This is a genomic window from Exiguobacterium sp. UBA7533, assembly GCF_002479335.1.
Classification (GTDB): Bacteria; Bacillota; Bacilli; order Exiguobacteriales; family Exiguobacteriaceae; genus Exiguobacterium_A.
The window spans coordinates 182,610-194,671 of record NZ_DLMP01000011.1 but is presented as its reverse complement, the minus strand read 5'-3'; the positions used below and the strand labels follow the sequence as shown (position 1 = coordinate 194,671).

Sequence of the window (12,062 nt, the reverse complement as noted above, 5' to 3'; positions counted from 1 at the left end):
AATCAGGGCGAGCGATTATTGTCTTTTTAACTTAAAATTTCTTGAACACGACCAACTTGTCCGTCTTCTAATCGCACTTTGATCCCGTGCGGATGCTGCGGTGATTTCGTGAGAAGGTCTTTAACGATTCCTTCTGTTCGTTTACCTGTTCGTTGATCTTGTTTCAACACGATGCTGACTTTAAGACCAGGTGTGATATTTTTACGTGTTTTACCGTCCATCTGTAGATCCTCCCATCGTTCATTTCCTGTTTGGCTATCAGTATAACATGGTTCAGCTGGTGAAACTTGTTTGTCGCAAGGACGTAAAGTGAAAAGAGAACAGAATGTCAGAAAAAAGTTTGACTATATTTGACCAATTAAGATGTGACTTTTATAATTAAGGTAATGAAGTATAGGAAAAGGAAGTGAACTCGAATGGCAAAAGACTATTATCAAACACTCGGTGTCGCAAAGGATGCATCGAATCAAGATATCAAGCGCGCGTACCGCAAACTGGCGAAGCAATATCATCCAGACGTCAACAAGGAGGCGAGTGCGGACCAGCGCTTCAAGGATATCCAAGAAGCCTTCGATGTGCTTGGGGATGAGGAGAAACGAGCACAGTACGATCGATACGGCAGTAACTTCGACCGGATGGCAGGTGCTGGAGCTGGGGGCGCTGGAGATTATGAAGATCTGTTCCGACAGTTCGGAGGTGGTGGACGGACACGACCTGGACAATCGTTCGGATTTGAAGACATGTTCGGTTCGTTCTTTAGTCAGGAAGAAGTGTCGACCGATGAAGAGCTTGAATTGACGGTTCCACTCAGTCATCTCAGTACGAATGAAAAAGTCACGGTGCGTCTTGCGACCGGTTCGATTCAGTTGACGCTACCGAAAGATGTCTATGACGGCAAAAAAGTCCGCTTACGTGGAAAAAGTTCGATGCGTAACCGACAAGGTGTCGCGGGAGATGTTTACGTGACGATTCACCTGAAGGATGACGATCAGTTCCGACGGGTCGACCAAGACGTCATCTCGACCGTCCGCGTTCATCCGACGACACTTGTACTTGGAGGCGAAGTCGTCGCGGATACGCTCGAAGGAAAACGCATCAAACTGAAAGTCAAACCGGGCACAAAACCAGGAGCACGACTTCGGATTCCAAATCGTGGTCTGAGTCAAGCGAATGGTCATCGTGGGGCGTTACTCGTTCAACTCGAAGTCAAGTTACCTGAGATGGACCGCGCCTTTTATGAAGAGTGGGAACGTCAGCTTGCAGTGAAGGAGTGATCAAGGATGGATTTTGAACGTTTAACGGATCGGGCACACGAGGGAATCGTCTCTGCCCAAGCGATTGCGAAACAACGTCGTCATAGTGAAATCACAGAGTGGCATTTATTGCTTGCCTTACTTGCTCAAGAAGAGGGAATTGCACGGGTCGTCTTTGAAAAGCTGAATCAACGGATTGAGACATTGAATGCAGCGATTGACGAAGCGATCGGCAAGCTTCCTGCCTTGTCCCAGGCGACGACGCCTCGGATCGGGGGCTCGTTGCTGAACGTATTGACGGAAGCAGAGACGGAAGCGCGTCTTATGCAGGATGACTATGTCTCCGTCGAACACTTATTGTTAGCATTGATCAAACAATCAAGTCCAGCAGCTCAATATTTACGTCGTCAAGGCATAACGGAAGAGACACTTCGGGAAGCGATCGTCAGTATGCGAGGAAATCGGAAGGTGACGACGAAAAATCCTGAAGAGACGTTTGATGTGCTGAAAAAATATGGACGTGATCTCGTAGCGGATTTCCGGTCCGGGAAAACAGATCCGGTCATCGGTCGTGATGATGAGATTCGACGTGTCATCCGGATTTTGAGTCGGAAGACAAAAAACAATCCCGTCTTGATTGGAGAACCCGGTGTTGGGAAAACGGCAATCGTTGAAGGACTCGCGCAACGGATCGTTCGAGGGGATGTACCGGAGAGTCTGAAAAACAAGCAGTTGTTCAGTTTAGACATGAGTGCGCTCGTCGCTGGTGCGAAGTATCGGGGTGAGTTCGAAGAGCGCCTGCAGGCAGTCCTGAATGAAGTCAAGGAAGCCGAAGGACAGATTCTCTTATTCATCGATGAGCTGCATACAATCGTCGGTGCTGGGAAGACGGACGGCGCAATGGATGCTGGAAATATGCTCAAGCCGATGCTTGCGCGAGGAGAATTGCACTGTATCGGTGCGACGACGCTAGATGAGTATCGGAAGTATATCGAAAAGGACCCGGCGCTCGAACGTCGTTTCCAACAAGTCCTCGTCGCGGAACCGGATGTCGAGGATACGATTTCCATTCTGCGTGGATTAAAAGAACGGTTCGAGATTCACCACGGTGTACGGATTCATGATAATGCGCTCGTCGCGGCGGCGATGTTATCCGATCGGTATATCACGGACCGGTTCATGCCGGATAAGGCGATTGATCTCGTCGATGAAGCATGTGCAATGATTCGGACGGATATGGAGTCGATGCCCGCTGAACTCGACTCGCTCGTCCGCCGAGTCATGCAGCTCGAAATCGAAGAAGCGGCGTTAAAAAAAGAAACGGATGAAGCATCCCGGAAACGACTTGCCGTCTTACAGCAAGAGCTCAGCTCTGTCCGGGAAGACGAGAGTGCGTTGCGGACACGATGGGAACGGGAAAAAGAGAGTTCGCAAAGTGTCCAGCAGTTACGTGCGGATCTTGAGAAGGCGAAACTGGCGTTACAAGAAGCGGAAGGGCGCTATGATTTGAACCGGGCATCGGAAATTAAGTACGGTCAAATTCCGGATCTTGAGGCACGTCTGAAAGTCGCGGAGGAATCATCTGAACACGTCTCACACGAACTTGTTCGAGAAGCCGTGACGGAAGAAGAGATATCCGACATCGTTTCGAAATGGACTGGCATTCCGGTGACGCGGCTTGCGCAGGGCGAACGCGAAAAATTACTTTATCTTGAAGATACGCTTCATGAGCGTGTCTTTGGTCAAGACGAAGCGGTCCGTCTCGTCGCGGATGCTGTCATTCGAGCGCGAGCAGGTATCAAGGATCCGAATCGTCCGATCGGCTCGTTCTTGTTCCTTGGTCCGACAGGAGTCGGGAAGACAGAACTTGCAAAAGCCTTGGCGGCAGCGATGTTTGATAGTGAAGATCATATCGTCCGCATCGATATGTCGGAGTATATGGAAAAACACAATGTCTCCCGTCTCGTCGGTGCGCCTCCAGGATACGTTGGTTATGAAGAAGGCGGTCAATTGACGGAAGCCGTCCGACGGAGCCCGTATTCGGTTCTTCTATTCGATGAGATCGAAAAAGCGCACGGAGATGTCTTCAATATCTTGCTTCAGTTGCTCGACGATGGTCGGTTAACAGATGCGCAAGGACGTGTCGTCGACTTCAAGAACACGATCGTCATCATGACATCAAACATCGGTGCGCCCATCTTGCTTGAAGCAGCAAAAGATGGTGTCATCGATGCGGCGGAAGAAGAAGCCGTTCGCCAAGAACTGAAGCGTCACTTCCGACCGGAATTTTTAAACCGGATTGATGATACGATTTTGTTCCATCCACTCCACCGGACAGAGATCGAACGAATCATCGACAAAGCGGTCGAGAAGATGACTTCTCGCTTGTCTGGACGCGGCATTACGATTAATGTCACGGATGCTGCGAAGACGCTGATCTTTGAAGAAGCATTCGAACCGCAATACGGTGCGCGTCCAATCAACCGTTATATGCAACGGACGATTGAGACGAAGCTTGCCCGAGCTTTGATCAGTGGGGCGATTCAAGATGGTTCCCAGATTGCGATCGATGTAGCAGACGGTGAACTAGTCGTAAACGGATAAAGCAGATGCTAGAAAAAGGAGTCGACTCAGCTGAAACGAGTCGACTCCTTTTAGCGTTTACGGAAGAACCATATCCGCATCCACCAGATGCGTGATAAGCTAGAAAAAAAGAGAAAGAGGGAACGCCATGAATGTTACACAAGCCCAACTCGAGGAGTTGATTGAGGAGTGTCGTCCGTATACGGTGCTTGGACAAGTCGCAAGTTACATCCCAGAGCTTGCGAAAGTTGATCCGACCCAACTTGGTATCGCTGTCTGTAATGCCGACGGGACGTTCGTTTCGGCAGGTGATGCGGACACGATGTTTACATTACAGAGTGTGTCGAAGATCATTACACTGGCATTCGTCCTCGAGACATTCGGAGAAGATTATGTCTTTTCGAAAGTTGGGATGGAACCGACGGGTGATGCGTTCAATTCGATTGCGAAACTTGAAGAGACGATTCCGACAAAACCGCTCAATCCAATGATCAATGCAGGAGCACTAGCAGTGACCAGCATGTTGCCGGGAACGGATGCTGCGGATAAATTACTGCAATTGCGTCAATTCATCGCAAAACTATTGGATATTAAAGTAGAAATGGTAAAATATGACGCAGATGTCGCTGAATCAGAATTCGAAACGACAGATTTGAACCGAGCGTTGCTCTACTTCATGCGCTATCACGGCGTCATCGAAGGCAACGTCGAAGAGATCATCGACGTCTACACGAAACAATGTGCGATTTTGACGAACTGTAAAGGACTTGCCATGATGGGGAAAATTTTAAGTACATCTGGAAAAACGCCATCCGGGCGTCAAGTCATCTCGCGACGTAACGCACGAATCATCCGGGCCATCATGACGACATGTGGCATGTATGATGCATCTGGAGAATTTTCTGTCCAAGTCGGACTTCCTGGAAAAAGTGGTGTTTCCGGTGCGGTCGTTGCCTGTGGTAGAAGTGATTTCGATATGGCTGATCTCGGAATCGGTGTGTTTGGTCCTTCCCTTGACGCGAAAGGCAATTCGATTGCCGGAACAAAGATGCTTGAACTACTTGTTCAACGTCACCCGTGAGCGATCTCAACTTGATCGAGTGCGTTACGCAGTTCATCCTCTAAGCGTTTGATCTGATGCAAGCGCTCTGCTTGATAAGCAGTCGGAACCTCGAATGACCGCCATCTTTCCAGTCGCTGATACGTGTCATTGATATGTCCGAGTTGCGTCTGGGTAGTTTTTAGACGATCGACAGCGGACTTCGGTTGATTCGTATAGGGACGCAAGTACTCGACCGTATAGCGGTACGCTTTCGTCGCAAGCCGCAACTCATGCATCCGTTCGATACGTTTTGGACCATCCTTTAGTTGTACTTTTTCAAATTGTTCACGTTTTTTCTCATAGCGTTTCTCCGCGGCATGAATCAGTTCTTTTTCTGACATCCGCTTGAGGCGTTTTGTCATCGGACTCGCTAAAAATCGACGGACGGATCGATCTAGTTCATTTGAGATCAAGAGATGCATCGTCTCAATCAAGGTCGAACGTTTTCCTTGGAGTTGTAAGGCGACATGGTTTGCGAACAATTGGTCGATTTCTGTTTTTTTCGAAGTCGCTTCGAGCTGTACGTCGAGATCGCGCACTTCACCGAAGGCGTGCATCAGACGCTTCCAAATCAAATAGACGGGTTCTTCCGTCAACTCGACCAATCGAGCGAACGTGATCAGTTTCCGCAAGCGAATCCGGGCTTGATGGATATCTTCCGGATTTTCAAACGTTTGTGATTCTTTGGCATAATGATTGAAGGTAGACCAGGTCTCGAGTAGTTCAAAAGTTAGCTTTTCAGTATCTCGATGGTTCATGAGATGAATCCCTCCTTGGATTGATTTCGTAAGAGTTCAAGAATGATGCGTTTTAAAATTAAGGAGGACTCCTCCTGAAATGTGGTGGAAACATGTTAGAAACAGTTACGTTCTCAGGAAAGATGAAACAATTCATGAAAATCTTCTTTCCAATTCTCGTAACGCAAGTCGCGTTTTATTTAATCAGTTTTTTTGATACGGTCATGGCCGGTCGATATGGCTCTGCTGATTTAGCAGGAGTCGGTGTCGGAGCGAGTCTATGGGCACCTGTTTACACAGGATTGACCGGTATTCTACTTGCCGTCGCGCCGCTCGTTTCTCAAGCGATGGGAGCGAAACGCGAGCGGGAAGTCAAACGGATCGTCATGCAGGCGTTGTACGTCGCTGTCGTGATCATCGGTTTGACAGTCGTCATCGGACTTCTCGCTGTCAATCCGATTCTCGAGCGGATGGAGTTATCGGTAGAAGCGCGCGAAGTCGCGCGGAACTATCTCGTGATGCTAGCGCTCGGCATCGTGCCGATGTTCGTTTTCTTCGTCTTACGAACACTCATCGATTCATTAGGAAAATCGAACATTACGATGGTCTTACTACTAATCTCTTTACCCATTAACGTCCTTTTCAATTATCTATTCATTTTCGGAAACTTCGGTTTTCCGGAACTCGGTGGTGTCGGTGCGGGAGTTGCGACTGCCATCACGTACTGGATTCTTTGTCTAGCAATCATCGCTGTCGTCATGAAAGGAGAGCTGTTCCAGCGTCTTGGTGTTCTCCGACGTTTTTACCGTCCGGACATGAAGCGGATCAAGGAGTTGATTCTACTCGGTGCGCCGATCGGTCTCGCGATTTTTTCAGAAGTCAGTATTTTTTCAGCCGTCACCTTGTTGCTTGGAGCGTATGGCGACGTCATCATCGGTGCCTATCAGGCTGCCATCAACTTCGCCTCGTTCGTCTATATGATTCCGTTGTCCGCTGCGTCCGCATTGACAATCACAGTCGGTTTCGAGGTCGGTGCTAAACGGATCAAGGATGCGGTTCAGTATGTTGGCATCGGGTTGACGATGTGTGTTGCGGTTTCCATGTTTTCCGGTATCCTGTTGTACTTAAAGAATGAAGAACTCGCAGCGTTATATAGTCGAGACCCAAAAGTCATCGAAGCAGCTGCACACTTTATGATTCTCGCGATATTCTTCCAATTGTCAGATGCCGTCGCTGCACCAACGCAAGGTGCACTACGTGGGTTCAAAGACGTCAACGTCACCTTCTTATTGACGATCGTAGCCTACTGGGTCATTGGACTACCATTAGGTTTTTATCTTGAACGCTACACAGCACTTGGACCAGATGGATACTGGTGGGGATTGATCATCGGTCTTGCGGTCGGAGCGACACTATTGCTTGTTCGTCTTATGTACTTAATCCGTAAATCAAGGAGGCTGGCATCTTGAAATTCTCAAAACAACGGCTCATGACGATTGCGAAGATCATCTTGCCGATCGTCTTGATCGGATTCATTTTTTATCAAGGACAAAATGAATTACGCAGTTTGTCTCTAAAGGAATCGATTCAAGCAATCCGCCAAGTACCATCTTGGCAGTTCATCCTGTTGATTCTCGCAGGTCTCGTGGCAGTCTCGACGATGTTCTTTTATGACTTCTTTTTGTTGCGCTCGCTAGAAGCAAAAGCACCAGTCGGATTGATTTTCCGAGCGTCCTGGATTGCGAACTCCTTTAATGGCATCATCGGTTTCGGAGGTCTCGCAGGGGTGGCCATCCGGTCCGCCCTGTATCGACCATTCGTTGAAGGCGGACGCCTGTTGAAAGCGATCGGTTGGATGGCGCCGACATTGATTAGCGGTTTGTCAATCTTATCGACGTTATCCCTCTTGCACGTCTTCCCAGCGTTTGAAGTGCTTGAAATGAAGAAATGGTTATGGCCTGTCATCATCGGTGTTGCCTTATTCTTCCCGCTCTATCTATTGTTCTCGTTTCGACGTGGGAACAGCAGCATTCATCCGAAATCGATTGCCTTATACTCCGTTGTATCGTTTGCGGAGTGGTTTAGTGCCGGTGTCGTCGTCTATCTCATTTTGGCAGCACTCGGAACAGACGTCAGTTTTGCAAAAGTGATCGGTGTCTTCATCATCGCTGCGACAGCCGGTTTGATTTCGATGGTACCTGGCGGATTCGGTTCATTCGACTTAGTCTTTTTGATCGGTATGCAGCGTGCCGGAGTCGAGGAAGGCATCGTCTTGACGGGATTATTGATTTATCGTCTCGTTTATTACTTGATTCCCTTCTTAATCGGTGTCGTCTTCTCGGCTCGAGAGTTTAGTGGTCCAGTCGTCAAGATGATCGAAGATAAACCCATTGTTGGTCCGTCGGTTGAGGTCGGGGGTGTCATTTGGCGCTTGCAATTGCGATTCCTCAGTAAAATTCGTCACTTCACCTTAGCGTTGATTACGCTTGTCGCGGGTATCACGATCTGGGGGCTAGCGATTTTGCCACCGGTCTCGACACAATATGAATATCTGGAATCTAAATTGCCCCATGAAGCGTTGTTGCTCGCAAACAGTTTCTTTTTGATGGGCGGACTATTATTTGTCCTCTTATCGACGGCGCTCTATCGTCGAACGAAGCGTTCCTTGTATATGATGTATGGCGCATCGTTCTTCGCGCTGGTCGGGATGGCACTTCGTGGATTTAACTTGATTTCCTTCCTTGCCGTCGTCGTCGTCCTCGGATTGTTACTGATGTCTCGTAACGCGTTTCATCGGGAACGGACACTGATTACGACGTCGCGTTTCATCCGGGTTGCGTTCGTTGGTCTGTTGTACATTGGCGGGTTCGTCTTTTTCGGATACGCTTTTTATACACTCGGGTCGGCAGACGGAACAGAAGTGTATCCGTCGCATGAGATTTTCATGTTTGCCGCAAGCTCATCCATCTTTGCGCTCGTTTATGGATTAGTTTTCATACGCTTGTTTAACACATTTAATCAACCGGTGCTCGGGGAGCAGTTTGATGCTGAAAAAATCGAAACGGTATTACGTGAACAGGGTGGCAATTATTTGAGCCATTTGGCGTTTCTCGGAGATAAGCGCTTCTTCTTTTCCGAAACAGGTCGTTCGTTCATTCAGTTTAGTCAGACTGGCAACCGGATCATGGTACTCGGTGATCCAAGTGGAGATCCAAAGGAGCATTCACAAGTCATCGCCTCCTTCCTGCGCCGTGTCGAAGATCTCGGATACATTCCGAACATCTATCAGATTCAAGCACAAAACATGTCGCTGTATCATGATTTCGGCTTCAACTTCTTCAAACTCGGCGAAGAAGCGATCGTCGATATTCCGTCTTTCACCGTATCAGGAAAAAAACGAGCTGGACTTCGCTCGATTAAAAATCGCTTTGAACGAGAAGGTATGACGTTTGAAGTGATCGAGCCACCTTTTTCGGATACATTGTTAGCAGAACTGCAAGAGGTCTCGGATGAATGGTTAGGTGGGAAGTCTGAAAAAGGCTTCTCACTCGGTTACTTCCACAAACCTTACTTAAATCGAGCACCAATCGGCATCATGCGTGAAGCGGAAGGACGGTTGATTGGATTCATGACGTTCATGCCTGCTTACCAAGAGGGAGTCCTATCGATTGACTTGATGCGTTTTCGACCGGACGGACCGAACGGGATTATGGATGCGATGTTCATTCGGCTATTCGAATATGCGAAAGAAGAAGGCTACCGGACATTCAACATGGGAATGGCGCCACTCTCGTCCGTTGGCGAGGATGAAACGTCCTTCTGGCAAGAACGTGTGGCGGCAGATGTCTTCAATAATATTCGTTACATGTATAGTTTCACGGGTCTACGACGATACAAAGAAAAATACGATCCAAAATGGGAAGGGCGCTACCTTGCTTACCGAAAGCGGCAATCGTTACCGATAGCAATCTTAAAAGCGACGCGTCTGATTTCTCGAAAGAAAGACCGAATTTTATTACCCTGATCGACTGACGCATGAAGATGGCAGTAGACGGGTATACAAAGGGCGACCCTTTGTCTAATGACAAACGGGATCGCCCTTTTGCAATTTCAGTTCAAATGTATAAAGGTCTATACAACTAGAAATAATCACGTTATACTAAATACGAAAGCAAGTCATGGAACGGATAGAGAAAGGGTGATGCCAGATGACAGTGATCATCAATGCCCGGATTTACACGGGAGAGCAGACGATTGAAGACGGGTTCATTCGCTTTGACCGAACCATCGAGGCGATTGGAACAATGTCGGAATTTGAGGAAATCGCAGGAGAAGAGACGATCGATGCGCACCATCAATCACTCATTCCTGGAATGATCGATGTGCACATTCATGGGGGATATGATGTCGATGTCATGGATGGAGATGCCGAAAGGTTGCATCATTTCAGTCGACAGATGTTACAAGAAGGCGTGACGTCCTTTTTAGCGACGACGATCACCCAAGATTGGGCAGACATCACACGAGCGCTCGAGACGGTGCGAACAGTCGTTGAGGAAGAGGACACGACGATCGTCGGTGTTCATCTCGAAGGACCGTTTATCAACCCGGATTATGCTGGTGCGCAACCGCGCGAATATATCGTTGAACCCGATGTCGAACAGTTCCTGAAATGGCAGGAAGCGTCTGGCAATACGATCAAACTCGTGACCTATGCCCCAGAACGCCCGGGAGCGCGTGCATTCGAGGAGGCAGTGCGATTAACGGGTGCGATTCCGTCTGCCGGCCATACGGATGCGACGTATACCCAAAACCAAGCTGGTCATGTCACCCATGGTACTCATCTCTACAATCAAATGCGTGCGCTGCATCACCGGGAACCGGGAACAGTCGGGTACTGTCTCCTGACACCGGAAGTCTATGCCGAGATCATTCCGGACGGGATTCATAGTGCACCGGAAATGGTGGACTTCGCCTACCGGATGAAGGGTGCAGATCGATTGATCGTCATCACGGATGCGATGCGCGCCAAAGGACTCGCAGAAGGTGAATACGAGTTAGGGGGACAAGCTGTATTCGTTCGAGACGGTGCGGCACGCCTTGAGAATGGTAGTTTAGCCGGAAGTATTTTGACGATGGACGCCGCTTTACGAAACATCATCGCCTATACAGGTTGTACGCTCGAAGAAGCGGTTCGTATGACATCGGTCAATGCGGCAAAAGAGCTTCAGTTGACACAAAAGGGAAGTCTCTCGGTCGGTAAGGATGCGGATATTGTGTTGCTCGACGAGGGATTACACATTCAAGAAACGATTCATCGTGGTACGCGATACCGGATCACGAACGGAAAGGAGTCTACCTCATGAAATGGATGATTGTAGAAAAAGGAGAAGAATTAGCGCATGTGGCGTATCAATTTTTGAAACAGGAAATTGAACGTCATCCGGAAGGATTAACAATAGGGCTTGCGACGGGCAGTTCACCGGTCGGTGTGTATGAGGAATGGCGGAAGGACTCGCTTGACTGCAGACATGTGACGACGGTCAATCTAGATGAATATGTCGGTCTTAGCCCAGAACATCCACAAAGCTACCATACGTTCATGCAAGAACACTTGTTTAATGATGTACGTTTCAAGGAGTCTTTCGTACCAATCGGGAATACGGAAGATCCGGTTAAAGAAAGTGAACGATACGAGGCGCTCGTGCGCAAGCGAGGAATCGATATCCAATTGCTCGGAATCGGAGCGAATGGACACATCGCTTTCAATGAACCAGGTACGCCGTTCGATGCGAAGACACACGTGACGGAATTGACGGAATCGACGCGAGAAGCGAATCAACGTTTCTTTGATCGATTGGAGGAAGTGCCGACGAAAGCGATCACGATGGGAATCGGTACGATCATGGAAGCAAAAAAAATCCTTCTCGTCGCTTCAAGCGAACGAAAGGCAGAAGCCGTACGCGATATGATGGAAGGGGTCGCGACGACGGATTGTCCGGCGACCGTGCTCAAACGCCATGCCGATGTTATGGTGATCCTCGACGAAGAGGCCGCCTCTTTATTGTCAGATGACGCTAAACGTACAGGGCGGGCTGCTTATTTGAATTTCATGAAAGCATGATGGAGAAACACGAATGAATTACAAGGTACAGAGCCACCCCATCAATTGGCTTTGTACCTTTTTTGTGGTTCATGAAAGAAGGGAATAAAGCCCGGTCTCATGCGATTTTATATTTTAACGTGAGATAGGTGAGGAAATAACGAAAGACGACATGCTGGTAGCATTCATGCTAATCAGGCAAAGTGCTACGATACCGGAATTATTTTAGATGCAACTATTCTGTGCGGTTTCTTTAATCGAAACGTAAATTGACATTTCATTAA

Annotated in this window: 9 protein-coding genes; 7 read left to right on the top strand and 2 right to left on the bottom strand. The window is 48.4% G+C overall.

The features are described 5' to 3' along the window. Positions 1-26: 26 nt before the first annotated feature. Entirely contained in the window at positions 27-221 is a 195-nt protein-coding gene (locus tag B2U10_RS12485; protein ID WP_290754208.1) for a YwbE family protein, read from the bottom strand. Positions 222-416: 195 nt separating this feature from the next. On the opposite strand from B2U10_RS12485, the gene B2U10_RS12480 reads away from it, so the two are divergent. From B2U10_RS12480 to glsA, 3 genes are all read left to right on the top strand, one after another. Continuing rightward, on the top strand, positions 417-1,274 hold the full coding sequence (locus B2U10_RS12480; RefSeq protein WP_035412324.1) for a DnaJ C-terminal domain-containing protein: 858 nt from the start codon (positions 417-419) through the stop codon (positions 1,272-1,274). 6 nt (positions 1,275-1,280) lie between these two features. Continuing rightward, complete coding sequence (gene clpB, locus B2U10_RS12475) at positions 1,281-3,857, top strand: ATP-dependent chaperone ClpB (protein ID WP_290788088.1); 2,577 nt, start codon at positions 1,281-1,283, stop codon at positions 3,855-3,857. A gap of 127 nt (positions 3,858-3,984) precedes the next feature. Beyond that, entirely contained in the window at positions 3,985-4,917 is a 933-nt protein-coding gene (gene glsA, locus B2U10_RS12470) for a glutaminase A (protein ID WP_035412330.1), read from the top strand. Here the strand turns inward: glsA and B2U10_RS12465 are convergent. Further along, complete coding sequence (locus B2U10_RS12465) at positions 4,908-5,696, bottom strand: CHAD domain-containing protein (protein ID WP_290788085.1); 789 nt, start codon at positions 5,694-5,696, stop codon at positions 4,908-4,910. The genes glsA and B2U10_RS12465 overlap by 10 nt on opposite strands. Before the next feature lie 92 nt (positions 5,697-5,788). On the opposite strand from B2U10_RS12465, the gene B2U10_RS12460 reads away from it, so the two are divergent. From B2U10_RS12460 to nagB, 4 genes are all read left to right on the top strand, one after another. Beyond that, positions 5,789-7,144 carry an MATE family efflux transporter gene (locus tag B2U10_RS12460; protein WP_290788082.1) on the top strand — a complete coding sequence of 452 codons (1,356 nt, stop codon included), beginning with the start codon at positions 5,789-5,791 and terminating at the stop codon, positions 7,142-7,144. Further along, the gene (mprF, locus tag B2U10_RS12455; protein ID WP_290788079.1) at positions 7,141-9,699 is read left to right on the top strand and encodes a bifunctional lysylphosphatidylglycerol flippase/synthetase MprF; all 2,559 of its coding nucleotides are present in this window, start codon (positions 7,141-7,143) and stop codon (positions 9,697-9,699) included. The genes B2U10_RS12460 and mprF overlap by 4 nt, the downstream gene beginning before the upstream one ends. A gap of 184 nt (positions 9,700-9,883) precedes the next feature. Next, complete coding sequence (nagA, locus tag B2U10_RS12450; RefSeq protein WP_290754194.1) at positions 9,884-11,041, top strand: N-acetylglucosamine-6-phosphate deacetylase; 1,158 nt, start codon at positions 9,884-9,886, stop codon at positions 11,039-11,041. Continuing rightward, the gene (gene nagB / locus B2U10_RS12445) at positions 11,038-11,799 is read left to right on the top strand and encodes a glucosamine-6-phosphate deaminase (protein ID WP_290754190.1); all 762 of its coding nucleotides are present in this window, start codon (positions 11,038-11,040) and stop codon (positions 11,797-11,799) included. Before nagA ends, nagB begins: the two co-directional genes overlap by 4 nt. Positions 11,800-12,062 lie beyond the last annotated feature (263 nt).

What these genes read in the sequence shown, in the direction of transcription:
- B2U10_RS12485 (WP_290754208.1), bottom strand. Translation starts at nt 221, where the DNA reads ATGGACGGTAAAACACGTAAAAATATCACACCTGGTCTTAAAGTCAGC.
- B2U10_RS12480 (WP_035412324.1), top strand. Translation starts at nt 417, where the DNA reads ATGGCAAAAGACTATTATCAAACACTCGGTGTCGCAAAGGATGCATCG.
- clpB (WP_290788088.1), top strand. Translation starts at nt 1,281, where the DNA reads ATGGATTTTGAACGTTTAACGGATCGGGCACACGAGGGAATCGTCTCT.
- glsA (WP_035412330.1), top strand. Translation starts at nt 3,985, where the DNA reads ATGAATGTTACACAAGCCCAACTCGAGGAGTTGATTGAGGAGTGTCGT.
- B2U10_RS12465 (WP_290788085.1), bottom strand. Translation starts at nt 5,696, where the DNA reads ATGAACCATCGAGATACTGAAAAGCTAACTTTTGAACTACTCGAGACC.
- B2U10_RS12460 (WP_290788082.1), top strand. Translation starts at nt 5,789, where the DNA reads ATGTTAGAAACAGTTACGTTCTCAGGAAAGATGAAACAATTCATGAAA.
- nagA (WP_290754194.1), top strand. Translation starts at nt 9,884, where the DNA reads ATGACAGTGATCATCAATGCCCGGATTTACACGGGAGAGCAGACGATT.
- nagB (WP_290754190.1), top strand. Translation starts at nt 11,038, where the DNA reads ATGAAATGGATGATTGTAGAAAAAGGAGAAGAATTAGCGCATGTGGCG.